The organism is Microbulbifer sp. TB1203 (assembly GCF_030997045.1).
Lineage (GTDB): Bacteria > Pseudomonadota > Gammaproteobacteria > Pseudomonadales > Cellvibrionaceae > Microbulbifer.
This window is the reverse complement of record NZ_CP116899.1, coordinates 4,475,297-4,500,895: the sequence shown is the minus strand read 5'-3', so window position 1 is coordinate 4,500,895 and position 25,599 is coordinate 4,475,297. Positions and strand designations below refer to the sequence as shown.

At 61.0% G+C, this 25,599-nt stretch carries 18 protein-coding genes and 1 pseudogene; 7 read left to right on the top strand and 12 right to left on the bottom strand.

Annotated features, from left to right (window positions below):
- Positions 1 to 28: 28 nt before the first annotated feature.
- The 8 genes from PP263_RS19330 to PP263_RS19295 all read right to left on the bottom strand — a co-directional run bounded on the left by PP263_RS19330 (position 29) and on the right by PP263_RS19295 (position 7,584).
- Entirely contained in the window at positions 29 to 1,390 is a 1,362-nt protein-coding gene (locus PP263_RS19330) for an ATP-binding protein (protein ID WP_308365604.1), read from the bottom strand.
- Complete coding sequence (locus tag PP263_RS19325; protein ID WP_308365603.1) at positions 1,391 to 2,059, bottom strand: response regulator transcription factor; 669 nt, start codon at positions 2,057 to 2,059, stop codon at positions 1,391 to 1,393.
- Positions 2,060 to 2,062: 3 nt separating this feature from the next.
- Positions 2,063 to 2,716, bottom strand: coding sequence for a hypothetical protein (locus PP263_RS19320; protein ID WP_308365601.1), 654 nt, complete (start codon positions 2,714 to 2,716; stop codon positions 2,063 to 2,065).
- Positions 2,713 to 3,549: an SDR family oxidoreductase gene (locus PP263_RS19315; protein ID WP_308365599.1), complete on the bottom strand. Its 837-nt coding sequence runs from the start codon at positions 3,547 to 3,549 to the stop codon at positions 2,713 to 2,715. The genes PP263_RS19320 and PP263_RS19315 overlap by 4 nt, the downstream gene beginning before the upstream one ends.
- A 1-nt stretch (position 3,550) precedes the next feature.
- A complete protein-coding gene (locus PP263_RS19310) occupies positions 3,551 to 4,222 on the bottom strand; it encodes an iron-containing redox enzyme family protein (RefSeq protein WP_308365597.1) in 672 nt (223 codons plus the stop codon).
- A 12-nt stretch (positions 4,223 to 4,234) separates the two neighbouring features.
- On the bottom strand, positions 4,235 to 5,701 hold the full coding sequence (locus PP263_RS19305) for an AMP-binding protein (RefSeq protein ID WP_308365596.1): 1,467 nt from the start codon (positions 5,699 to 5,701) through the stop codon (positions 4,235 to 4,237).
- Positions 5,692 to 6,396 (bottom strand): thermostable hemolysin, encoded by a 705-nt coding sequence (locus PP263_RS19300; protein ID WP_308365595.1) that lies wholly within the window; start codon positions 6,394 to 6,396, stop codon positions 5,692 to 5,694. Before PP263_RS19300 ends, PP263_RS19305 begins: the two co-directional genes overlap by 10 nt.
- A gap of 453 nt (positions 6,397 to 6,849) precedes the next feature.
- Positions 6,850 to 7,584, bottom strand: coding sequence for a carbonic anhydrase family protein (locus PP263_RS19295; protein WP_308365593.1), 735 nt, complete (start codon positions 7,582 to 7,584; stop codon positions 6,850 to 6,852).
- 327 nt (positions 7,585 to 7,911) lie between these two features.
- Between PP263_RS19295 and PP263_RS19290 the strand changes: the two genes are divergently transcribed.
- The 4 genes from PP263_RS19290 (at position 7,912) to PP263_RS19275 (ending at position 12,932) form a co-directional block, all read left to right on the top strand.
- The gene (locus PP263_RS19290) at positions 7,912 to 9,795 is read left to right on the top strand and encodes a sulfatase-like hydrolase/transferase (RefSeq protein ID WP_308365591.1); all 1,884 of its coding nucleotides are present in this window, start codon (positions 7,912 to 7,914) and stop codon (positions 9,793 to 9,795) included.
- A gap of 302 nt (positions 9,796 to 10,097) precedes the next feature.
- The gene (locus PP263_RS19285) at positions 10,098 to 10,472 is read left to right on the top strand and encodes a GtrA family protein (protein ID WP_308365589.1); all 375 of its coding nucleotides are present in this window, start codon (positions 10,098 to 10,100) and stop codon (positions 10,470 to 10,472) included.
- Complete coding sequence (locus tag PP263_RS19280; protein WP_308365588.1) at positions 10,469 to 11,494, top strand: glycosyltransferase family 2 protein; 1,026 nt, start codon at positions 10,469 to 10,471, stop codon at positions 11,492 to 11,494. The genes PP263_RS19285 and PP263_RS19280 overlap by 4 nt, the downstream gene beginning before the upstream one ends.
- The gene (locus PP263_RS19275) at positions 11,487 to 12,932 is read left to right on the top strand and encodes a glycosyltransferase family 39 protein (RefSeq protein WP_308365586.1); all 1,446 of its coding nucleotides are present in this window, start codon (positions 11,487 to 11,489) and stop codon (positions 12,930 to 12,932) included. Before PP263_RS19280 ends, PP263_RS19275 begins: the two co-directional genes overlap by 8 nt.
- A gap of 55 nt (positions 12,933 to 12,987) precedes the next feature.
- On the opposite strand, the gene PP263_RS19270 is transcribed toward PP263_RS19275, so the two are convergent.
- Both PP263_RS19270 and PP263_RS19265 read right to left on the bottom strand, forming a co-directional pair.
- Positions 12,988 to 14,970 carry a glycoside hydrolase family 97 protein gene (locus PP263_RS19270; RefSeq protein WP_308365585.1) on the bottom strand — a complete coding sequence of 661 codons (1,983 nt, stop codon included), beginning with the start codon at positions 14,968 to 14,970 and terminating at the stop codon, positions 12,988 to 12,990.
- Positions 14,971 to 15,143: 173 nt separating this feature from the next.
- Positions 15,144 to 16,826, bottom strand: a complete 1,683-nt coding sequence (locus PP263_RS19265; protein ID WP_308365584.1) for an alpha-amylase family glycosyl hydrolase — start codon at positions 16,824 to 16,826, stop codon at positions 15,144 to 15,146.
- A gap of 198 nt (positions 16,827 to 17,024) precedes the next feature.
- Between PP263_RS19265 and PP263_RS19260 the strand changes: the two genes are divergently transcribed.
- From PP263_RS19260 to PP263_RS19250, 3 genes are all read left to right on the top strand, one after another.
- Complete coding sequence (locus PP263_RS19260; RefSeq protein WP_308365583.1) at positions 17,025 to 17,843, top strand: DUF3014 domain-containing protein; 819 nt, start codon at positions 17,025 to 17,027, stop codon at positions 17,841 to 17,843.
- Between the two features lie 200 nt (positions 17,844 to 18,043).
- Complete coding sequence (locus PP263_RS19255; RefSeq protein ID WP_308368638.1) at positions 18,044 to 18,883, top strand: universal stress protein; 840 nt, start codon at positions 18,044 to 18,046, stop codon at positions 18,881 to 18,883.
- A 76-nt stretch (positions 18,884 to 18,959) separates the two neighbouring features.
- Entirely contained in the window at positions 18,960 to 22,082 is a 3,123-nt protein-coding gene (locus PP263_RS19250; protein ID WP_308365581.1) for an FG-GAP-like repeat-containing protein, read from the top strand.
- 48 nt (positions 22,083 to 22,130) lie between these two features.
- Here the strand turns inward: PP263_RS19250 and PP263_RS19245 are convergent.
- Together PP263_RS19245 and PP263_RS19240 are read right to left on the bottom strand one after the other, a co-directional pair.
- A pseudogene (locus PP263_RS19245) lies at positions 22,131 to 22,412 on the bottom strand (DUF1993 family protein); the annotation flags it as partial.
- 222 nt (positions 22,413 to 22,634) lie between these two features.
- Positions 22,635 to 25,439: a TonB-dependent receptor gene (locus tag PP263_RS19240; protein WP_308365580.1), complete on the bottom strand. Its 2,805-nt coding sequence runs from the start codon at positions 25,437 to 25,439 to the stop codon at positions 22,635 to 22,637.
- Between the last annotated feature and the right edge of the window lie 160 nt (positions 25,440 to 25,599).

The window sequence follows — 25,599 nt, the reverse complement described above, 5'->3', positions numbered from 1 at the left end:
TAATCGCACCACTCCGCGGCATCGATGATCAGTCACTGGAATCTCCCTTCGGGGAAAGGTAGCCGGGCGACGCCGGCAGGCGAACCTGAATCGACAGGCCGCGGCCAAATTTTGATTTATCCAGCTGGATTTCCGCATGGTGCAAGCGGGCAATATGCTGCACTATCGACAAACCCAGGCCGCTGCCGCCAACCGGGACCGGGTGGCGGTCGCCGCCCACCCGGTAGAAGCGCTCGAACACGCGCCCGTATTCCTCTTCGGCAATGCCGGGGCCGGTGTCGTCCACACGCAACACTACGCGATCGCCATCCACCCTGGTATTCACTTCCACACGGCCGTTTTCCGGCGTGTACTTGTTGGCGTTGTTCAACAGGTTCTTCAACAAAATGGTGAGTGCGAAGCGGTCCGCCTCGAGTGGCGCGGCCCCGCCGGTCAGTTCGATCGCCTGGCCCCGGCCGGCAAAATCCGCGTGCTGCTCGGCAATGACCTCGCGCGCCAGCTCGTGCAGGTCCAGCGGCTCGAACTTCGCCGGATAGTGGTCCGGCGTGGTGCGATAGAGATTCAGTATCTGCTCCACCAGGTGCGCCATGCGCTCGACGCTCCGCTGCAGCTTCGCCAGCGAAAGCGGGGACTGCGGCAGCCGGTACTGGCTCAATTCCCGCTCCAGGTTGTGCGTGTGTACCTTGATTGCGCTGATGGGTGTGCGCAGCTCGTGGGCGGCATCGGCGGAGAAACGCCGCTCGCGCTCGAACGACGCCTGCAGTCGCGCCAGCAGCGCATTCGTGGACTGCACCACCGGCAGCAGTTCTTCCGGCGCATTCTCCAGTGGCAGCGGACTCAGGTCGTCGGCGCGCTTCTGGCGCAGCGCGTCCGCCAGCAGGTGCAGGCTCTTCAGGCCGTGCCCCACCACGAACCAGATCAACAGACCGGCGACCGGCAGCCCCAGCAGAATGGGAATCACCGATTCCAGCACCACCTTGTCCGCCAGATGGAAGTGCAGACCTACCGGCTCGGCCACCTGGGTCCAGTAATTGCGCTCGCTGGAGAAGTGGCTGTATACCCGCCAGCGCTGGCCGGAAAAATTGACATTCTCAAAGCCCTCTTCCAGGGCGTTGATCGGCTGAGGGGGCGCATTGGCAGAGCGCATCAACAGCCTTCCTCCGGGCGACCAGACCTGGAAAGCCAGGTGCCCGGTCCGCTCCACCACCTTCGGCCTGTCCGCGGACGCGGGCATCGCTGACAGCAGGCTGGCAGTATCGGCCAGCTGGCGGTCGAACAGCTGCTGTGCCTCCGCCATACTTGCGCGATAGCCGTGCAGAGCGGAGACGAAGTTGACCAGGGTGATGGTGGACAGCAGCGCAACCACCAGGTAGATGCGGATGGATTTCACTCAGGGCCCTGCCTTTGGTCCCAACTTGTAACCGACACCGCGAATGGTCAGAATAAATTCCGGATAGAGTTTCTTGCGCAGGTTGTGAATATGTACATCCACAGCGTTGCTGGAAATCTCTTCCCCCCAGCTGTAGAGCTTGTCCTCCAACTGTTCGCGGCTGAGGATATGCCCGGGGCGCTCCGCCAGCGCGCGCAGCAGGGTGAATTCCCGGCGCGAGAGATTGATCACTTCGCTATTCCTGGTTACCCGGTGGCTGGCGAGATCGATGGTGACATCGCCCAGTCGGATTTCCGCGCTGAGCCCCAGGCCGGCGCGGCGCTCCAGCGCGCGCAGCCGCGCCAGCAACTCGTCCACGGCAAAGGGCTTGGTCAGGTAGTCGTCGGCGCCCGCGTCCAGGCCGCGGATTTTCGACGGCAGGTCATCGCGCGCGGTAAGGATCAGCACCGAGGAATCGACGGATTTGTTGCGCAGCGCCTTCAGCACCTCGACACCGTCCATATCCGGCAGGCCCAGGTCCAGGATAATCGCGTCCGGCCGCGCGGCCCGCGCCAGTGCGATACCCTGGCGGCCACTGTCCGTGTGGTCCACGGCGTAGCCGGAATGCCTCAGCGCGGTGGCGATGCCATCGGCCAGCGACTGGTCGTCCTCTATCAGCAGTATCCGCATTGGCTATCGCATTTTTTTCTCGACCTCGATCATCAAGGTCCGGATTTCCTCGCGCCGCCCCTTGTCCGCCACCGGTCGCTGCGGATCGGCAGGTGCGGCCAGGGCCTTTTGCAGGTAATCCAGCGCCCGGTCGTAGTCCTTCTGGTGGTAAAGATAGTCGGCATAAAAGTAGTTGGCATCTATATCCGCACTGCCGTACTCCAGCCCCTTGCGCAGATATTCATCCGCTTTTTTAGCATCACCGAACCCCAAAGGCCAGCCGGGGACCTGGTAGTAGAGGGAGCCGAGGCTGGTGTAGGCGGCGCCGTCCAGTGCACTGCCGTCTATGGTGACGGCCCGTTCCAGGTCGGCCTTTGCCGCCTTGACCGCGGACAGCGCGCCCAGCCCGCCCTTGGCGCCCGCGTAGGAGGCGCGGATGATGCCGCTCCACACCCACACCGGAGCGCTATCGGCAAATTTTGTGGTGGCCGCATCCGCCTGCTCGGCAAGCTTTGCGAATGCGGCTTCCTGCTGTTTCTCCGGAGTCTGATACTTGACCTGTGCCCAGGCTTTTTGCAGTTCGGCAACCGTCTCCTCGGCGGGACCGGCCCAGAGCGCCGGGGAAACCACCAGGGCCAGGGCCATGGAGAAGGTTTTCAGTGTGCGGGGAAATTTCATGAGGTTTCTCCTGATGTGCAGTTTTGTCTGGCCCAGTTTTGCTTGGCATAGCGGCGGATCAAGGGCACCTTCTTGCCCAGTGCCCCATCCACCAGGGAGGGGAAGAGCGCATTCAGCTTGATGAAAAAACGCTCCGGCCAGCCGATAAAGCGCCGGGCGCTGCGTCGCTCTCCGAGCAGATTCAGCACCTGCCGCGCCACCATCTCCGGCGGGTCGGACTTGTTGCCCAGCGCCCGGTTGAGGCTGTTGACCGCCTCGGTATTGAGTTCGGTGTCCACCGCACGCGGCGCCAGGTAGTGCACTGCGATGCAGCTGTCGCTCAGCTCGCGACGCAGCGCCTCGGTAAAACCGTGCAGGCCGAATTTGCTGGCGCTGTAGACACTGAACCCCGGGTGGCCGATATGCCCGAAGGCGGAGCCGATATTGATCACTGCAGGGTTTTCGCTGTTGCGCAGCAACGGCAGCAGGTTGCGGGTGAGGGCGATGGGCACGAGCAGGTTGGTGTGCAGCATGGCGCCCAGTTCCGTATCGCCAATATCGCCGAGCTCGGCGAAGGTGGAGACCCCGGCACCATTGATCAGCACATCCACGCCACCGGGCAGCGCCGCGCAGGCGGATACCAGGGCGCCCCTCTGAGCGGCATCGAGCAGGTTGGCGGTTATCACGATATGCCGGTTGCTGTTCGCGAGTGTCGCGCGCAACTGCTGCAGCCGCCCGGTGCTCCTGCCCACCAGAATCAACCGGTGGCCCTCCTCGGCCAGCGCCCGCGCTATGGCCGAGCCGATGCCGCCGCTGGCGCCGGTGAGTAATACCGTCACGGGTATGCCGCCCATTTCAGGCCACCTCCGCCGGCAGCGGTACTGTGTCCAGCTCGCGGAAGATATCGCCATAGAGCCGGTAGAACACCCGCGCACAGTGCACTATGACCTGCCGCTCTTCCTCCGCTTCGATGCGGTTCATCAAACCCTTGAAGAACTCCACGTGGCCGATATCCAGCGCGCCGTGGGAGCGCAGGTAGCTGAACGCCGCGTCCGGCAGGCCGAGGGACCGCTGAATCGCCCCCGCGGCACTGTCCGCCAGCTGGATACTGGTACCTTCGAGGACGTGGACCATGCCGAAGAAACCGAGCGGATTGCCCCGTGCAATGGTGTCGTAGGCGTAGGCCACCATCAGTTCGGTACTGAGATTGGGCGCACTGTTGCGAACCGCCTCCGCGTCCGCGCCGCAGGCGGCGATATCGCTGAGTATCCACTCCTGGTGGCCGGTCTCCTCCTCGATGTATTCGGCGATGGCGACCCGCAGCCACTCCTGCTTTTCATTCAGCCGGCTGCCGCAGGCCATCAGCAGCGGCACCGTGTGCTTGACGTGGTGGTAGGCCTGGGTGAGGAAGGCCACATATTCCTCCAGTCCCAGTTCGCCGCGCGCGCCGCGTTGAATCAGCGGTATTTCCACCAGCGAATGGCGCGCCGCTTCCGTCTGCTGTTGCAACCGGTCGAAAAACTGCATGGCAGTAACCTCTTAAACTGAATAAAGATTTTCGATGACTTGTGCATAGCGCCCGGCAATGGCATCGCGCCGCGGGCGGCCGTTGGCGGTGAGCAGGCCGCCGGCAAAGGTCAGCGGCTCCGGCAGCGGCGCCCAGCGGTGCACGCGCGCGTAATCCGGCAGGCGCCGGTTGACCGATTCCAGCCATTGTTCAATATGCACGCGCTCTGTTCCCGGCCGGGGAAAAATCAACGCGCTGCAGTGAGGCCGGCCGTCGCCGAGCAGCACGCACTGCATCAGCAGCGGTGTCAGCAGTATTTCGCTCTCGATCCACTCCGGGGAGATATTGCGGCCGTAGGAAGTGATCAGAATATTTTTTTTGCGCCCGGTGATATGCAGGTAGCCGTCTCTGTCCAGCTCCCCCAGGTCGCCGGTGGGCAGCCACTCGTCGCAGCCGTCCGCGTCGTCCAGGTAGCCGAGATAGCGCGGGCCGCGCACCAGCACTTCGCCCTCGCGCACTTTGATCTCGCAGTGCGGCAGCGGGCGCCCGGCGCTGCCGGGGCGGTCGGCGGCGGGCAGGTTCAGGGCCACCACCGAGCCGCACTCGGACAGGCCATAGCCCTCGTACACCGGCAGCCCCAGCGCGCGAGCCCGCAGCGGGAGTTCCGCCGATACCTTGCCACCGCCCACGGCGGCAAACACCAGCGAGCGCGGCGGGCGCCAGCCCTTGTGCTCACTCTGTTCCACCAGCATCTTGAGCATCTGCGGCAGCAGGATCAGGCTGTGCGGCTGCCGCTCATCGATGCAGCGGCACAGCTGCGCGATATCCAACTGCGAACTGCCGGACAGGCCGAGGCTCTCCAGCCCCGGGGCGATCACGCTGCCGCCGATCAGCCAACTGGCGTAGGCGCCGGCGACATTTTCCAGCAGCGTGGCCAGCGGCAGCACACACAGGTGGCGCTCGGGTCGCAGTGCGGCCAGGCTGTCGCGCAGCACCCGCGCGGTGGTGAACTGGGTCTGATTGGAAAGGCAGACACCGCGCGGCGTGCCGGTGGAGCCGGAAGTGAAAGTGATTTTCGCGGTCTGCGGCGGCAGTTGCGGCAGTTGCCCCTGCACAACCTCGATCAGCGCCAAGCCGGCGATCTCCGCCAGCGCCTCCCCCACCTGCTCCAGCGCGGTAAAGCGCTCGCAATCGTCGGTCAGCAGCGCCTGCATACCACTGGCCCGTAGGGTGTGCGCCAGCTGCTGCGCGGAAAAAAAGCCCGGCAGTGGCACCAGGGTGATGCCCGCGGCCTGGCAGGCCAGATCCACCAACAGCCAGTTGGGGCCGTTGTCGGCGTAGAGACCGAGGGTGGAGATGCCCCGCGCGCGCAATTGCTGCGCAGTAGCATCCACCGCCTGAATTAATCCGGCGTAAGTCAGGCTCACGCTGTCGCCCATCAGCGCGGGGCGCTCCGGGTGCAGTGCGGCAGTGCGGCGCAGACTATCGATCAGTTGCATTTATTGCCCTCAAGAAACATCCGGGCCAAAGGTTTTGCCTGCGCCGCACAGTTGCGCAGCAGTTCGCAAACAAGCGGACGCTGCAGCAGGATCTCGCGAGAGGCGGTTACATCGATCGCGGTGACCGCGGGACAGGTGTCGTAGTAGCTGCCCCAGTTTTGCAGCTGCGCACCCAGGCGTCCGCCGTCGGCAACACAGAGAACGATCTGGTCGGCGGTGAGCCTGCTCAGCAATTTATGCACTTCCGGGGTGGCGGTAAAAATCGCCCAGTTCACCCGGGCTTCGGCGAACAGTTCGGCGAGCATCAGGAACAGCATCTGGCTGCTGCCGCGGGAGGTGGAAACCAGGTTGCCGATCTCGACGATGTCCGAGCGTGCCACCGGCCGCCCGGCGGCAGCGGCCAGTTGCCGCTCCACCGGCCGGTCCAGGTACTGTTCCAGGAACAGGGCACCGCTGTCGGCGCGGCGCAGCCCGAGGGCCGCGTCGATGACGCCGCCCCTGTGCAGCGAGAGTAGTTGCGGCAGGAAACTGTGGATGCGCGCGCCGTAGGTCGCGGCAAACTTTTGCGCGATATAGGCCTCCACCGCGGCGCGCCCGGCATCACCGGCAGTGGTTAGTTCAAAGCTGTGTGAAGCCGCCGCCGGCGGCCGGACCGGGTCCCGGGGTTCGCGGTATTGACTGCCTTCCAATGCCATTGCACACACTCGTGGGGAGATTCGATAGAAGGCAGTCTAGGTGGGTAAAATTAAGTGATCCTTAACGCGGGGGTGAATCTCTCGCCGGGAGCGTTTTCTAGGTGAAGCTTCGGATATGGGGGTAGTGGGGACCTTGGAGCCTGTTTGAAGTCCTTAAAAATCAGCCTCAGTGCGAGGTCTGGAGACGCATAGTCGAAATTGACCAGGGTGATGGTGGACAGCAGCGCGACCAGCAAATAAATACGGATCGATTTCACCTGGCCGGTCCCCGCTCGTAACCGACGCCGCGCACAGCGCAATACCTGCAGTGGTTCGCTGTCTGCACTTAACCACCAGCCTCGCCGCTGGACTGACGGATTCCGGAAAACAAGCTGGCGGCGCGCTTCTTATTGTCGAAGCACGCCGCCAACTTTTAATGTCCCGGGATCGCCTGCGACGAAAAAACCGGGCCGGTTACTGCAATACCGGACGCGCACCCACCATCTGTATCGGGCGGTTATTTGGATGGTGCATTACGTGTACAAACTTTTCTATCTGGGCTTTCGAGGCGGACACCGGCTCTTTCATGACGAGCCATTCAACCCCCTCAGAACAGGGCGGCGTGGTGAGGGAGCCATTGTAGCGGTAGTAATCCCGTGAGGAAGGCAGAATATCTTCCGCCGCAACGCTGGAAGGCAAGCCATGGCTGTCACCCGCCTTTTCGGGCATCTTGGCCCAAGCTTTGGCGAGGGCCTTGTTTGCTTCACCCTCCTCAAACATCACGGCGATAACGGCGAGATTTCCCTTCCCATCGGCATGCACCAGGTGCGCTTCCATTGGGAAGGATTTGCCGTTTATATGGTTCTCGCTCGGGGAATGGAAGTGATACTGCTTGAGAGTAAACTCATGTCCATCGACAGAGATTTTACTGCCGGGAGCATAGTTCACCTGAACACTGTGTCCATTGTTGAGAATCTCGTCCCCGCCCGCCTGGTAGTGAATCTCTATGGGCTTCAGGTCGGACTCGATGAAATTGCTGAGATTGATTGGTGACTGGTTTCTCCCCTCGGAACACGCGGTGAATTGCGGGCTGAGTTCACCCCAGTGCCCGGGGCCCTTGGCTCCGGAATAGTCCCATTGCGCTCCATCGCCAGCACAGGCGACTGCAGACGCGAAAAATAAACCAGTTGCGACCATCAGTTTCTGCATGATTGACTCCAACAGATAAGTGGTGAAAAAGAATGTTTACCGAAGGCTTCGATGCAAAAGCAGAATCATTCGCCCTTTGGTATCGGGAATAGTGACAGGGCATTACGGAAGGGGCCCTGACCGCCGGCCCCTGATGCGACTGCCCATAGACAACCACTCCCACAGCGCCACCACTCTATACAGACAGGATTAAGGAAAACTTAAGAGTCACCAAGCTAAACAACGAGTATCGGCTCCCGGGCGATGGAGGCAGTAGACCTTAAGGTTCACTTAATTTCCCCCCCCTATGGTGACGGCCATCAAATTGCTACAGGTTCTGCTGTGCCGATGAATCCGTCAAACTCCTCTCTTCCGTATTTCCGGGGCATACCGCTGCTGGTGTGGTGCGTCAGTTTTGCACTGTTGATGCTGCACGGCCTGCCAGCCCTGAGCGGCGCCGTGCAGATCGGCTATTTTACCGCTGCCACCATCGCGCAGGCGGCACTGCTGGCATTGCCCGCCTGGCTGCTGGTGCGGGGCGCCTCGGCCACCCGCCCGGGGTGGCTCAGGTTTTCCCTGCTGGCGCTGCTGCACCTCTACGCCGTGGGAATCGTGCTGGCCATCGACGCCAACTACCAGATCTACGCACTCTACGGTTTCTATATCAACGGCTTTGTGTGGAATATTATTTCAACGCCCGGCGGTCTGGAGGCCTTGGGTTTCAGCAACTCCTTTTATGTCTCAAGTGCCCTGCGTGTACTGGCAGTGGCGGCCGTCTACGCAGCGCTGGTCCGCTGGCTGCCGCTAGCGCGGATCGCCAATACGCGGCCGGTGCGGGCCGCTGCCGCAGTCCTGCCGCTGGTGTTCCTGCTACAGGGAGGAATCTACGCCTACGCCGACCACACCGGTGAGCAGCAGATACTGCAAAGCGTACAGCGTATCCCCTGGTATTCCCCAGTCACCGCCAAGGGGCTGTTGAGCAAACTGGGCGTGGAGCGCAAGCGTCCGGAACTGGACGGTTCCCTCAGCCGCAGGAAAGGCAAGTTCGCCTATCCGGCAGTCGATGCCCAAAGTATTGTGCTGGACAAGCCCTACAACATCGTCTGGCTGACCTCCGAATCCTGGCGCGCGGATATGCTGGACCCGCGCATCATGCCGGAGACCTACGCCTTCGCCCGGGACAATGTCCATTTCCTCAACCACTACAGCGGCGGCAACGGCACGCGCATGGGTATGTTCAGCCAGTTCTACGGCTTGCACGGCAACTACTGGTTCGACGCACTGCCCGCAGAGCGGCCGCCGCTGTTGCTGGAAACCCTGCGCAAAAACAGCTACTCGCTGATGGCCTACACCAGCGCACGTTTCAGCTATCCGGAATTCGACCGCACCGTCTTCCGGAATTTCTCCTCCGAACAGTTGCACTCCGATCACGAGGGAGACCCCTGGCAGCGGGACATCAGGAATGTCAGCAAGCTGACCGCTTTTATAAATTCAGCGAAGCAACCGTTTTTCAGTTTCATGTTCTTTGAGTCGACACATGCCAACTACTCATTTCCAGCGGAGAATGCGCTGGAGACGGACTACCTGGAGGATTTCAACTACCTGGATACGGATATCAAAAGCCAGATCTCACGTATCAAGGCTCGCTATATCAATGCCAGCCACCATCTGGACTCCCAGTTCGCCAGGGTACTCCACGCGCTGAAGGAGAGTGGCAGGCTGGACAACACCATCGTGGTGATCACCGGCGACCACGGCGAGGAATTTATGGAGAACGGCCGTTGGGGGCACAATTCCACCTTCGTGGAACAGCAGGTCAAAGTGCCGTTGGTGCTGCATATTCCCGGGCAAAAGGCCCGTACGATCGAGCGCATGACCAGCCACGTGGATCTGCCGATCACCCTGCTCTCCGCCATGAGCCGGTTGCAGGGTATCGACAAACGGCAGGTCAGCTTTGGCCACGACCTGTTGGATAAAAATTACCGCCACGACTACCTGGTTGTCAGCGACTGGCACGGCAGCACATTGATTGCCGAGGACCTGAAACTGGTGCTGTCGGCCAAGGCCAGCGATGAGCGCGGTCGATTTTTCACGCGCAACGACCAGCCACTGGCGGAAGCCGATGCAGCCGCACTTTCGCGCCGACTAATCGGGGACTACCTTCGGGAAACGCCGCGCTTCTATAGCCGGCGCGGCAAGAGTGGAGGGCAACCGCCACTGGCGGCGCCCTGATGGGATACCGTAGGAGCGGCCGCTGGCCGGCCGCGAATTTTGTAAAACCAAACCGGGAAAACGCGAGTTCGACTGACGTTTATTTGGATATTTCCTTGAAATTTCTTTAGCGACGGTTTCCCTAATCTCGCGCTGTCGCTGTCAACCCGGTTAGGACCGGGTCAGCAGCGCGGCACAGGGAAGTGCAGCCGCCGGCCGAAGGCCGGCGCCACAATCCATAGATCAGGGCCGGAGGCGCCGCGACAGCGGCCGGACCGAACTCTCTGATCGCCGGGTTAATAGCTGCAAAGGTGATTGTTTCGATGTCGACCCTCAGCACAAGACCGCTGCGTTTTCTCGTTTCCGGCGGGGCCGCCACCGCGGTGCACTTCACCGGTATGGGGCTGTTGATGACGCTGCATGCAGACGCACCCCTGGCCACCGCAGTGGGCGCGCTGCTCGGTGCCACGGTTAACTATGGCCTGCAGTACCACTGGACCTTCGTTTCGCAACGCGCGCACCAGGACACGATATCCGTATTTCTTCTCGTAACCGCCGCCAACTGGCTGCTCAACCTCACTCTGTTTACCGTCCTCTATCAACTGGCCGCACTGCCGGCTCCGCTCGCGCAATCGGCCACAACCGGGGCGCTCACCCTGCTCAACTACCGTCTTTACGGCAAGGTGGTGTTTACATGAACACGATATCCGCACCCAGACTACACAAGCTGCGCCACCGCCAGCCTCTCAAGCTGTCGGTCATTATCCCGTTTTATAACGAGGGTCCCGTATTACCCCAGTGCCTGGAGCGCCTGCTGCGAGTGCTGGATCAGTTGCCGCTCTCCGGCGAACTGCTGTTCGTCGACGATGGCAGCCGGGATGGCGGCGCCCAATACCTGGCGCGGCAGGCCATTATTTATCCCCAGATCAAACTGGTGCGACTGAGTCGCAATTTCGGCAAGGAAGCGGCAATGACCGCGGGCCTCGACCAGGCCACGGGCGATGCGGCGATTATCCTGGACGCGGATCTCCAGGACCCTCCGGAGCTGATACCGCAGATGGTGGCCGCTTGGCGCGAGGGCGCCGACGTGGTGCTGATGCAGCGCCGCAGTCGCGCCGGGGAAACCCTGTTCAAGCGCGCCAGCGCCCACGTCTTCTACCGCCTGCTGAATCGCATCAGCGACTGCGGCATTCCCGCCGATACCGGCGATTTCCGCCTGCTGAGCCGCCGGGCGCTGGATGCGCTGCGGCAACTGCCGGAGCGCAACCGCTATATGAAAGGCCTGTTCGCCTGGGTCGGCATGGAGACGCGCGTCATCGAATACGATCGAGCGGCGCGCGCCGGGGGCGTCACCAAGTGGGACTACGTGGCGCTCGCCCGCCTGGCGATCGAGGCTATCACCTCCTTTTCCATCGCACCCCTGCACTGGGCCACGATCGCCGGCGTGCTGGCGGCGGCGACCGGCGGCCTGTTCGGGCTCTGGATAGTGATCAAGGCGCTGCTGCTGGGCGACGTGGTGCAGGGGTATCCGTCGCTGATCGCGGTCATCACCTTCTTCGGCGGCATACAACTGCTGACCATTGGCATCCTCGGCGAGTATGTGGGCAAAACCTACCTGGAAACCAAACAGCGTCCCACCTATCTGATCCAGGACATTATCGGCGGCATTCCGGCGATGGGCCTGGCGGGGCAGCGCGCGGAGGCGGTGGGCGATGAATAAATCCCTCTCCCGCTTCGCCTGGCTGCTCGGATTGGCACTGGTGAGCCGCCTCGCTGCCATGGTGCTGCTGCCGCTAATGGATACCTCGGAACCCCGCTACGCCGAGATCGCCAGGATCATGGCGGAAACCGGTGACTGGATTACACCCTATTTTGATTACGGCGTCCCCTTCTGGGGGAAGCCGCCACTGTCCTTCTGGAGCCAGGCGCTCTCCTTCAAACTGCTGGGTGTGGGCGAGTTCCCGGCGCGCCTGCCATCCCTGCTCGCGACCCTGGGTATCCTGTGGCTGGTCTTCAGTGGGACGCGCGCGCTGGCCGGCCGGCAAACCGCGTGGCTCGCGGTCACCATCTACGGCACCAGCGCGCTGGGTTTCGTGGCGGCAGGCGCGGTGCTCACCGACCCCTTCCTGACTTTCGGCACCACCCTCACTCTGGTCGCGGCGCTGCGCATCGGTTTGTCCGGCGGCCCGTCGCCGCTCTGGGGGTATCTGCTGTTCGCGGGGCTGGGCATCGGCCTGCTGGCCAAGGGGCCGTTGGCGCCGGTACTGGCGCTGGTGCCACTGGGCACCTGGCTGTACCTGGAACCGTCCGGGCGCATTCGACACATACCCTGGGTCGGCGGCACTCTGCTCGCACTGGCGATCAGCCTGCCCTGGTATATCGCCGCGGAGCTGAAGACACCCGGCTTCCTGGAGTATTTCATCGTCGGCGAACATTTTCTCCGCTTCGTGGATTCCGGCTGGAACGGCGACCTCTACGGCAGCGCCCACCGGGCGGCTTTGGGTACCATCTGGTGGTACGCGGTGCAGGCCACCTTCCCCTGGGGCCTGGCCGCCGCGGCGCTGTTTGTCGCGGCTGTTCGACGGCGGGGATGGCATTTTCCGCGGCCGGAGAGCTGGCGCGGCCTACTGCTGGCCGGGTGCCTTTGGCCGCTGGTTTTTTTCACCTTCGCGGGCAATATTCTCTGGACCTATGTCCAGCCCGCACTGCCGCCCTTCGCCATGCTGCTGGCTATGGCGCTGCAAAAGAGCGACTCGCGCTGGTCCCGCCGGGCAGTCGTTGCCTGCGCCGGCCTTATGCCCGTTGTTATCCTGGCGTTCACCCTTGTGGTGCACTACCGGCCGGGAAGCGCGAAGACGGAAAAACAGCTGGTGGAATTTACCCGCAAGAGCGGCGGCGCGCAGGCGGAGCTGCTGTACCTGGGAGACAGGCCTTTCTCCGCGCGCTTTTATTCCGCCGGCAGCGCGAAAAGCGTGGACAGGGGGGAGCTGGACAAGCTCCTCGGCGATCGGCTCGCGCGCAATTTCTATCTGGCCGTTCCCAAAGAGCGCATCGATTCGATACCTGCGCCCCCCGCCGGCCACTTGCAGGAACTCTTCACAAACCGGCGCTATGCGCTGTTTCAAGCCTCCCGCAAGCCGGGTGCAGATGCGCTGTAGCGGAATGGAGATTACGAGCGACCGCCCGGGATGGGCGGGCGCTGTCTATGCTTTCCTATTCCAGCGCTTTCACCCGAATCGCCGCGCCGCCGCTGGATGCCATGGGGAGGGTGAGCTTGTCGCCGAGCCTGACGGTTTTGTTTTCGATCACCAGGTCATAGGGGTTGGTCTTCCAATCCGCTTTGTCCCCATCCCGATAGATCTGTGCCCGATAGGATTTTCCCTTGTCCAGGAAGTCCAGGTCCACGGTGATCTCGCGGGCATCGTTGCCGGTGATTCCGCCGATATACCAATCTTCCCCGCCGCGCTCCCTGCGCGCGAACACCACGTGGTCACCCACTTCGCCCGCCAGGGCGATGCTCTGTTCCCAGTCCACCGGCACGTCGACGATAAACTGGAAAGCGTCGGGCCGCTCCAGGTAGTTTTCCGGTAAATCGGCGGCCATCTGCACCGGGCTGTAGAGCACCACGTAGAGGGCCAGCTGCTTGGCCAGGGTGGTCTTTACGCGGATATCCGCATCCAGCCCCTTGGGCGCCAGGTCGAAGATGCCCGGAGTGAAATCCATGGGGCCGGAGAGCATACGGGTGTATGCCAGCACCACCTCGTGCTCCGGCGGGTTCGGCGGCTGGCCCCAGGCGTTGAACTCCTGCCCGCGGGCGCCCTCGCGGCTCAGCCAGTTGGGGTAGGTGCGGCGCAGGCCGGTGTCCTTGACCGGTTCGTGGGTGTTGATGCAGATTTTCCGCTTTGCCGCTTCGGTAACATTGCGCAGGTATTCGTTCACCATAAACTGGCTGTCGTGCCACTCGTGGCGCACTATGCCGTTTTCGTCGATGCGCTTGATGTCCCCGCCGTCGGCCACGTAGCCGGTCTTCACCTGGGTTACTCCCAGGTCCCAGTACAGATCGAGGGCGGCGTCCATCTGCTGCGCGTAATTGCTGACGTTGCCGGAAGTCTCGTGATGGCCGATCAACTCCACGCCGCGGGCCCGGCCGTATTCGGTAACGGCCTTCAGGTCGAAGTCCGGATAGGGCTCGGCGAAGCGGAAAATATCTCCGTTGTGAAACCAGTCTCCGTCCCAGCCTTTGTTCCATCCTTCCACCAGCACGCCGGAAAACCCGTATTTGCCCGCGAAATCCATGTACTCTTTGGTCCGCTCGGTGGTGGCGCCGTGCCGATCACCGGAGGCCCAGGTGTATTTGTCCAGGTGCATGCCCCACCAGATGCCCACGTATTTCCCCGGTTTCACCCAGGATACGTCCCCCAGTTTGTTGGGCTCGTTGAGGTTGAGAATCAGGTCTGAATTGAGCAGGCCTACCGCGCCCGGCGATATCTGCACGGTGCGCCAGGGGGTTTTGAAGGGGCCGCTCAGTACAACCCGCGCGCCGTGGCCCCAGGGGGTCAGGTCCGCGCGCAGATTACCAGGGCGCCCCTGGTCCAGCACCATGGCCGCGTAGTCCACCAGCGCCGCCTCGTGGATACTGAGGTGTATACCGGAATCCAGTTTAAGGGTCAGCGGCGTATGTGCGCGGTCAATTTCCGCGAGTGGGGTTTGCCGGTAGATATACTCGTAGCGGTTCCAGCCGCGGCCGGGTATCCACCAGGCGGTGGTGTTCTCCGCTGCGGGAATCCGGAATTCGGTCAGCTCGTGAGTGATGACGGCTTGCCGGTCCGGTTTGCGGTTATCGATTTCGTAGCGGAAACCGACGCCATCGTTGAATACCCGGAAACGCAGGGCAAATTCGTCCTCTTTGCGCTCTGGGTGCCGAAGCCGCACCAGCAATTCTTGGTGGTGGTCGCGCACCAGCCGGCGCTCCCCCCAGGGCTGCTCCCAGGTCTGGTCCCGGTTTTTTTTCTCCACCGAATCGATTGCGAATGACGGGCCAAGTGGATGGGTATTTTTGAAGGATATACCCAGGGGCGACGTATCAACCACCACCTGATCGCCATAGGCGATCCGGTAGGTAACCGCGTCACCCTCGTCGGACAGGGTGACGGTGATATTGCCATCGGGGGAGCTTGCGGTAACTGTTTTGGCCAAGACCAGTGGGGTGGCTGACAGAGCCAAAAGAAAAGTGAGAGAAAGTTGCCGCATTCGTGTCATTTTTTGCCTGCCGCCTTTACTGATTGTCCCTGTAGGAGCGGCCCATGGCCGCGATCGGCCTCGCTTCGTAGCACCGCCGATCGCGGCCATGGGCCGCTCCTACAAACAGATTATTCGCGCTCTGCGCTTGCCCCCAACAGCAGCAGATCGTAGGCGGTATCGAAGCTGACCCACCCCTGCTCCACCCGGCTCTCTGTGCCGGAGTAATAGTCCCTCAGCAGGGTGCCGTCGGCAAACAGGTCGTACACCGGCAGGGATTTCTTTCCGGTTTGCTGCCCCAGGGACACCAACACCGGGCTCTCCCCCTCCAGGGTGCGCGCAAAAGTATAGGGTTTGTCCGCGAGTTTTTTGTGCTCGCCGGCACCCAGGGACGGATTGGCGCGGCGGAACTGTCCCAGCTTTTGCCAGTGGCTGAGGATTTCCCGGGTCGGTTCCCGCTCCAGGTCCAGGTCCTTCCAGTTCATAAAACTGCGCATGGAGGCGTCGCCGATGGCGCCTTCCACGATCATCGGCCGGGCGAGTTCGTCGCCGTAATAGATCTGCGCCGCCCCCGGCGCCAGCATCAGCTTGAGCGCGGCCTCTTTGGCCTGTTCGCGCTCGCGGTCGAAGGAATGGTGGTCGTCGTGGGAGCCCAGATAGTTGAGCACGCCCAGGCCGTCCAGAGGGCCGCCGTGCAGGTTCTGCGAATAGCTGGAGAAGATTTCTTCCGGCGACTGCCCGGCGTGCTGGGCGAAGCCCATATTGATCAGGCTGTCGAAGCCGAAATCAAAGAAATCCACCCGGCGGTCGCCGAAGTCGTAGGCGCGCCCCCTGGTGGACCCGAAGTCGTTGACGCCGAAGTGGTAGACCTCTCCCAGCATAAAGAAATCGCGATCATCGAGCTTTTTGTCCGGGTTTTGAGCCTTCCATTCCGCCAGCGCCAGGCTGGCCTCCTTTTTCAGCACCGCCCAGACTTCCGGCTCCACGTGCTTGACGGTATCCGCGCGGAAACCGTCCACACCGTATTCCCGCACCCAGTCGGTGAGCCATTTGATAATGTAGTACTTGGGTGCGCGGGGGTAGCCGGTGCGTTCGAAAAAGGCGTCCAACTCGCGCTGCTCCCGCTCCAGGCGCCCCTCCTTTTCCCACTTGGCCAGCAGTTGCGGTGGCAGATCCACCGGCTGCTCGCTCTCGGTACGGATGTCCGGCAGGTTGTCGGTAAGCGCGCAGCTGACATTGGCGGCAAAACTGCTCCAGTCGCACACCGGCCCGGTGCGCACCCACTCCGCGGGCCACACCGGGTCCCGCTCGGTGACCGGACCGGTGTGGTTGACAATGACATCCAGCAGTATGCGAATCCCCTGGCTGTGGGCGGTTTCGATCAGCCGGCGCAGGTCCTCCTCGCTGCCGAAGTTGGTGTCCACCGCAGTCCAGTCCCGGGGCCAGTAGCCGTGGTAGGCATAGGTGCGGCCGTCGCCCTCATCGTAGCCTTGCACCTGCTCCACCACCGGCGACATCCAGATGGCGTTTATCCCCAGATCGCGGAAGTAGCCGGTCTCCAGCTTGTCGATCACCCCCTGCAGGTCGCCGCCGGCAAAACCCCGCAGCAATTCGGCATCGTCCTGTCGGCCGTAGGAGAGATCGTTGTCCGGATCGCCATTGGCGAAGCGGTCCGGCAACATGAAATAGATACTGGCGTTACCCCAGAAGGGGTCCGCTTGCGCACCGGCCTCCCGCTTGTCCACGGCGGCCGTCCCTTCACCGCCGCATCCCGCCAGGCAGAGAGCGGCGGCCACACCGACTAACTTTTTCATTATTCTGTTCTCTCCAGGGCTGCATCTTTCGCTTTGCCCTACTGTAGCGCCGGCACCAGCCGCTGCCTCCTCCCTGGGGGGGCGTAGATTGCAATCCGCGCGCGACTACTATAAACATGCCAGGATACCCGGGAACCAATTACTCGCCGGCAGTGTCCCCCATATATACATAGGGTGCGCCGGAACAGGAGGCTGAAGATGGAAGAGGATCGCAATTACGGCTGGATAGCCGTCTTGATTGTCGTCGTCGCGCTGGCGGCCGCGGCCTATCTCTTCTACTCCAGAAAGGGAGAGGAGCCTCCGGAAACACCGCTGTTCGAGGTGCCGAAGAAGGAAGAGGCGGTCCCGGAGCCCAAACCGGAGCTGGAGGAACCCGCCCCCGCGGAGCCGGCACCCGCTCCCGCCGAACCGGAACGGGAACTGCCGCCGCTGGACGAGAGTGACGGCCCGGTGCTCAAGGATCTGCGCAGCCTGGCCCCCGGTGATGCCCTGAGCCGATGGTTGGTATCCGACGAAGTGATCCGCAAGTGGGTCGCCGCGGTCAATACCGCCTCCCAGGGCCAGTTGATCCACAAGCATCGACCCTTCAAGAATATCAGGGGTTCGATTGTCGTCAGCGAGGAAGGCGCCACCGGGATGGTGCTATCCGAAGAGAACTACCACCGCTACGATGTGCCGGTGCGCCTCTTCGCACAGGTGGATACGGACACCGCTGTCAAACTCTACAGATTCTGGTACCCCCGCCTGGCCCAGGCCTACGGCGAGCTGGGGATCAGGAATAAGACCTTCCACCAGGTGCTTCTGCAGGCCATTGACCGGGTGCTGGAAGCACCGCAGGTCGAGCAACCCATCCAACTGGTGCGCCCCTCGGTGTACTACAAGTTTGCCGATCCCAAACTGGAGAAACTGCCGGGGCTGCACAAGCTGATGATCCGCATAGGGCCGGACCATGCAGAACGAGTCAAGGAGAAACTGCGGGAACTCAAGTCCGAACTCCAGTCACTGCAGATGGATTGACCCAACTCCCCAACCCAGTTCTCCCCCCAAAGCCCGCTCCCGCGGGCTTTGTTTTATACCCCCCTGCCAACAAAGAAACCGCCGCCTGTGGTAATCTTGGGCAGACCATCTGGTCTGCGCCGGTTGAGTGGTTGAGAGACAGGTGCGGAGCGGGAAAGGTGAGAGAAAACAGAAAAACCGTTCCCACGTGAGGAGGAATGATGCAAGCAGAAAAAGTCATATTCGTGGTCGTGGACCCCAACGATGAAGAGCATGTAGCGCTGAAGCGCGCGCTGATCACCGCAAAAATCCGCACCCCCCAACCCAAGTTGGTTGTATTCGTAGCCGTGGACGGCGAAGCCGTGGACACCCGGGCGGTCAACGATCACCTGTTCCGGGACGAGTTCTGGTTCCGCGACCAGATCCGCCAGCCGGTGGAAGAGGCCGGACTGGAGTACGAACTCATGGTGTGCTGGTCCAGTGACTGGCAGGCCGCCATTATCCAGGAGTCCAAGCGCTGCAATGCCGAAATGGTCTACCTACCGGTACACGCCAAGGTCAGCCGCCGCTTCACCTTTGCCGAGTCCAAGTGGCACGTACTGAAGAAATCCGAGCGCCCGGTGGTACTCATACGCCCCGGCGCCAAGGACCGCCGCAAGGTGGTACTGGCCACAGTGAACTACCAGGCCCAGACCACCCAGCAGCGCCAGCTCAACCGCCAGATCACCGAACGCGCCAACTATATCGCCAAGTGCTACGACGCCGAGCTGCACCTGGTGAATGCCTACCTGGACTCCATGCTCTACCCAGACCGCGGCGCCCTGGCCAAGCTGGCGGACAAGACCGGTGTGCCCACCCATCGCATCCACGTCAAACGGGGCTATACCAACGAAGTCGTGGCCCAGGTGGCAAAGGAAATCGATGCGGATCTGGTGGTGATGGGCACCCTCAACCAGTACGGCGAAACCGGCTCGCTGCTGCGGGGCAATACCGCGGAGCGGGTGATAGGGTCGCTGGAGGTGGATGTGATGGTTTGTAACGAGTTCACTACCACCAAGTAACACTATAAATTGGCGGGCTCTAGGGAGCCCGCCGCTTGATACAAATAAGACCAATAAAAACTGAAAGGGAATTCACATGGCCCCGATAGCCTCCCCTGCTCGCCATCTGTTGATTGCGCTCTTCGCCCTGTCCCTTGCCGCCTGCGGTGGCGGCGGGTCTTCCGGCGGCGACAATTCTGGCGGCTCATCTGGAAGCAGTTCTTCCACCAGCAGTTCCTCCAGCTCTTCGAGCAGCAGCAGCTCGAGCAGCTCTTCCTCGAGCTCTTCTTCCAGTTCCAGCAGCAGCTCCGGCGGCCCAGCCAATACCCCTCCGACGGCCAGGACCGCCGCGGACACTGAGAGCCCCATTCCCAGCGGCCGTCAGGTCACCCTTATAGGCGAGGGCCAGGACGACGACGGCGATGAGCTGAGCTACGCCTGGAGCCAGATTTCCGGCCCAGCGGTGGAGCTGGTCGACGCAGACAGCCCCATCGCCAGCTTTACCACCCCGGTTGAAAACGGAGAGCTGGTTTTCCAACTGTTGGTCAACGACGGCAAGGAAGATTCCCTTCCTGCGGAAATACATATCCTTGTGCGCAACACCCCACCGCAGATCACCAGCCTCAGCATCACTCCGACCGCTGCTTACACCGATACGGAATTGCGCGCGGAGATCAGTGTATCCAATCGCGACGGGCGCGACCTCAGCTACGTGTACACTTGGCTGGTCAACGACAAGGTGGTTGCCGAGGCCAATGGCGAAACCTTGGCACCGGAACATTTCCGCAAAGGAGATAAGGTACAGGCCGCGCTGCAGGTAACAGACGGATACGGCGGGGACGCTGATGCCGTTCAGATTGTGATTGCCGACAGCGAACCTGTCATCAGCGTGTCCGGCGTGCCGGAAACCGCAACCTACGGCGTTCCAGTGACTTTCCAGGTGCAAGCACAGGACGCGGACGACGACCCCCTCGAATTCCATTTCCTCGCCCGCCCCAATGGGATGGAGATAGATACCAGTGGCAATGTGACCTGGACGCCCACCGGCCCCCTGTTCACGGACGAAACGAATTTCAACTGGGAAATTGCCGTCACCGGAGGCGGTGCCAGCGCGACCGTCGGCAGCAGTATTCGTGTCATCGACAAGGACAGGCGCTATCCGCTGAGCCGCAGCGGCATCGAGGTGCCCAAGAATCAGGAACAGGTGCGCCTCGGAGACTTCGATAATGATGGAAACAATGAATTGCTGATAACCGACGGAGGGCACCGGTTATTTATCCTGTCCTACAACGGCACGGATTATGTCCAGGACTGGCTCTATCCGTTCAGCCTCACAGGTGAAGACACCAGCATCTCATCCGTCGCCGCTGCGGACACGAATGGTGATGGTCACGCCGAAATTTTTATCGGTTTGGAAGCCCGATACTCCACTGACCCGACTCAACTACTGGTCCTGGATGGAGCCACCAGACAACTCTCTCAGTTCATCCAACTTGAGGGCGACAACGTCAGCGCCATACACATGGCCGATATGGATTCGGATGGCGAGCAGGAACTGGTCCTGCTGGTAAACATGACTTACTACTACGATGGAAACCAGGTAGTCCAAATCCGCGATGCTCAAACTCTGGAACTGGAATGGCAATCTTCCGAACTGCTCCTGGGCACCGCCATGGCACTGGGCAACGTCGATTCAGACTCACCAACGGAAATGGTCTTTTCCAACGGTTACATCTACGGCCACAACGGCACCACCTATGTCAACGAATGGATTTATGGTGAAGGCTTCGGCTCCAAGATGCAGACCGGCGACGTAGACGGTGATGGCGTCGACGAAATCGTGGGCATCGCGAGCAGTCCGTATACCCTGCGGGTTTACGACGCTAGACAGAAAGCCATTCTCGCGCAAAAACAAGATGTCGGACTCCCCAACATAGCCGTCGGCAATATCGACGACGACCCGGAGGCAGAGATACTGCTGGGAGCAGGAACAGCCTACTCCTTCAGCCGTGAATCGGGTCTGACAGAGGACTGGACATCTTCCGCATCGAGCAGCAGCGGCCTGCTCATCGGCGATGCCGACAACGACGGCGAACCCGAAATCGTCTGGGGCACAGGTACCGGTTCCAGCGGAGAGGATTCTCTGGTTGTTGCGGGGCTGAACCCAGGTTTCGAAATCGAGTGGCACAATGTATCGCCGAGCCAATTGGACGGCACCTTCTTCGGCGGCGAGCCAATCACCCTGGCCGGTGGGGGGCGCCGGCTGGCCTTCGCCTCTCCCCGCACCGACAGCGGCTACGAAGGCACCAGGCTGATCTACCTGGACCCGTTTTCCGGTGCATTGGAAATCAGTTCCGAACAGGGCTCCAACTGGGAGAGAGCACTCGCTTTTTGCGCCGCCGACTACAACCTGGATGGCATTCACGAATTGTTTATTGCCACCAACGAACTTTATGACCCGCTCGTGTACCTCTACGACCCCTCGAGCGACAGCCCTCTATGGACAGCACCACCCCTGACGTCACCCGGCGTTGCCGTGGCCAGCGGTGACCTGAACGGCGACGATCTGAGCGATTTCGTAGTCACCTCCAGCGACGATGCGATTTTTGCCTACGACGCCGCGGGCTCCACGCTGATCTGGAGCGACAGCACCGGTGGTGGAACGGACGTTGCCGTTGCCGACCTCGACAACGACGGCGCCGAGGAGCTCGTAGCCGCATCGGACAAAGGCCTGCTGATCATCTCCCGCACAGACGGGGCCCTCACTAGAAAATACTCGGCCAATATCACCGATGTAGAAGGGGTTGACGGATATGCCGATATCGTCGATATCGCCGTGGGAGACATCGATGGCGATGGCATCCAAGAGATAGCCGTTGCCACGCAATATTATTCCGGCAGCAACTGGGTTCTGGTCTACGAAGCAGACCTCACACTGCGCTCCGTATTCGCGAGTCCCAACTATGTACGCGCCATAGAGATCGAGAACTACGGCGGCGGCCACAGAAACCTGCTGCTCAATACCAGCAACACTAACTACTATAGTTCCGGAACTTCTTTCCTGAAACTCGTTGATCCTTACTCAGGCAAGGAGGTGTACCGCTCACCGGAACTGCCGAGCTCGGTGCCGCTCAACAGTCTCCATTTTATCGACGTAGATGACGACGGCATCCAGGAACTGAGTTACGGTACAAAGATAAACATGAACGTTACCCGGTAAATACTTGCCGCAATAAAAGCAAAAGCGGCGGCCAAATGCTGGCGGCTTTTATTGGCCTGGTAAGGTAAATCCCGGCGGATATTCATGGAAACCGTCGAAATCCCGCTTGCCAACAGCGACACCGTTTACCCGCAGTATTGCGTAGGCCATGGAGTAGTGAAACAGGAAATTGGGGATGGTGTAGAGATGCAGGTATTCCCAGCTACTAAAGCGCCTTTCGGCGAATCCTGCTTTGGTAGTCACGGGTCTGTTCTCCAGATTTTGGAACGACGCCGACGGAAGCTTCCGCACAAAGCGACGCGTTCGGTCAATCAGCAACCGCAACTGCTCCGCAGTTTGCGGCTGCCCAAAATCTGTCCGACTCTACCAGGGTTATGTCAATGACCTTGCCGAGCACTTTAACTATCAGTGCGGCGGTGCCTCCACCCGGGATTACGAGTCTTTTTATATTGTGTTCGTTCACGCGAAATACCTGCAATCAAAGCGAGAATAAAAAAAGCCCTTGCAACGGGAATTGCAAGGGCTCTTCGCCTCGGTAACCAGCTACTGAGGTTACAGCTTGTAGCTGAAGCCCAGCAGGTAGGTCTTGCCGTAGCTCTGATAGTCGCGGACTTGCAGGTCGTTGTCGCCGCTCAGAGTTGTGAAAGGTTCATCGGTGAGGTTCTGTCCCTGCAGGAACACCGACAGGCCTTCCAGACCACTGATACCGGCTTCGCTGAAGTCGTAGCCGATCTGGGCATCCCAGATGGTTTCACCCAATACATCGACTTGCTGGGAATCGAAACCGATACCGTAGACTTCGCCCTTGAAGTCGGAGCGCCTGCGCATGCTGGTTCGGGCCTGGAAGCCGTGGTTTTCGTAGTAGAAGGTGAAGGTTTCGATGCGCTTGGACAAGCCCGGCAGCTCGTACTCGTTGCCGTTTATATCTTCGACATCCGAGCTGACGCCGGTGTGGCTGGCCAGCAGGCCGAATCCGTCCAGGCTTTCGCTGAATACGTTGAACGGCAGTGCAACGGAAACCTCGTAACCCTGCAAAGTACCGCCGCCGCCATTGACTTTGCCGGTACCGGTAGCGGTGGAGGTTTCCGGGATTGCGCCAGTGGCCGGATCGGCAACGCCGGTCAGGTCCACTTCATAGCTGCCGTCGAAATGCCAGGAATCCAGGTCTTTCCAGAACACGGCCACGGAGAAATAACCTTCATCGCTGAAGTAGTTCTCATAGGACAGATCCAGGCCCACGGCTTCTTTCGGCTCCAGCAGCGGGTTACCGCCGCTGATTTTCCAGAAGTTGCCATTCTCATCGGGTGTCGGGTTGAGGGTCACTTCTACGGAAGCGTTCATCTCGTCAAGACGCGCCCGTGAAATAGTCTTGGCTGCACCGAATCGCACAGTCTGCTGGTCGTCGATGGCCAGGGCCAGGTTCAGGCTCGGCAGGAAATTGCTGTAGTCGTGACTGATGTCAGTGGGTTCGGCAACGACAAGACCGTCGACCACCTGGCCGGCAAAGCCTTCGGATTGCTGCTCGGTATAGACGTAACGCAGGCCGGCATTACCAGTCAGTTGAAGGCCGGCAACCTCGGTCTCGAAGTCCGCCTGGGCAAAGGCCGCGGTAACGCTCTCGTTCACGGACCAGGACTTGGTCAGGTGCTGGATGCCGGTGAGCGCTTCGTCGGTCAGGTTGTAGTAGCCGTCTTTCAGCATCGCTTCCGCGTCATAGGCGATCATGTCGCCCATGCCGATGAAGTCCAGGGACGCGGTGCCCAGACGGTATTGCTCCGGAACCACCAGCATGCCACCTGTCTCCGGGTCGAAGATGTCCAGGGTCATGTAGTAACCCTTGGACTTCTTCGTCTTCTCGCGGTCGCGGTAGGACACGCCGTAACTGATCTCGTTGACGATGCCGACTTCCACCATCTGGGTCGCAGCCAGTTTCAGCGAGGTCAGTTCGTCGTCGATTTCCGGCGCGTTCAGGAAGCCGTCCTGCGCGCTGTTGTAGTACTGATCGCCTTCTTCCAGCCCGTACTTGCCGTTCAGTGCCGCACTGGCGCCCCAGCTTAGGGGGCCGCCCATCTGGATCAGGTTCCAGTCGCTGTAATCCAGTTCGTGGCTGAATTTGGCACCGGTGTTGCTGCCGTCAAACACGTAACTGAGATTGTCAGCCTCGCCTTCACTGTCGCCACGGCCTGTGCCGGAATAGCTCTCGAAGCTCCAGATATCGCGCTTCACTGCGGAGTGGCTGGCATCAAACTCCAGCTGCAGCGAATCGCTGAAATGGTATTTAGTGTTGAAGCCGAAGGATTTCAGCTCAGCGGCGCGGGTCTCCAGGTCGTTACGCACTACGACGCGCTGACCCTCGGTGGTGGCGCTGGTGATAAAGCCGGTGGCGGGGTCCACGACGGCGCTGTCCTGGCTGATAGATCCCTGGCCCCAGGCGAATGGAATCTCGATGCCGCGCAGGATCTTCTCATCGGAGAAGTCTACGTACAGGGCGTCGAAAGTAGTGTGCAGCTTCTCGCTCGGCTTGGCCTCAACCACCAGCATGACGCTGTCGCGATCCAGCACGGAGGAGCGCACGAACGGCTTGGCGCCGCCCAGGATGGAGTAGTTCTGGCCTTCGTAGGTGAATTCGGGATAACCCCAGGTATTCCAGCGCTCTTCCTGGTTCGGAGAGCTCATGGTGTTGTAGGCAAAGGCCACACCGATTTTGTCATCGGCGAACTGGTCGATGTAGGAGATGGTAGCGCGGTGGCCCTGGTCCTCACCGTCGGGGTTCAGCTTGTCAAAGCTGGTCATCTCATACTGGGTGTTCACCTGAATCACGCGTTCACCGCGCTCGAGGGGCTTGACGGTCTGCATGTCGATCACACCGGCAATACCTTCGGCTTCGAGGCTGGCCTGCGGCGTCTTGTATACGGTTACGCCGCTCATAATTTCAGACGGGTAGAGATCGAACTCCACGCCGCGGTTATCACCGATGGACACCTGCTCGCGGCCATTGAAGGTAGTGGCGCTTTCGTTTTCGCCGAAACCGCGGATGCTGACGCGGCTGGAACGGCCGTCCAGGCGCTGGGAAGTCAGGCCCGGCAGACGGGAAATGGCTTCGGCAATGGAGGAATCCGGCAGCTTGCCGATATCTTCAGCGGAAATGGCCTCGACAACGGCCTTGGCGTCGCGTTTGGTGCTGATGGAGTCCATCACACTCTTGCGGAAGCCGGTAACGGTCACCTCTTCGAGCGCCGCGGAAGCGGCCTCGTCGTCCGCCGCGAGAACCGGCAGGGAGACACTCGCGGTGGCAGCAATGGCGACGGAAAGCAAAGTGGGCCGGAAAGCCCCTCTACCTTTGTTGGATAGACTCATCATCTTCTCCCAGGTCTTATCGTTATGGTGAGACCTTGAATCCTAGGCCTGCCCCTCATCCATAACATCCTCCCCCGAGGGGGAGGAGGTGGGAGAATTGGTGGCGCCTCTGGGCGAAGCGCCAAATAACACCGTAACCCTTTGTTTTCTCTCCTTTTTA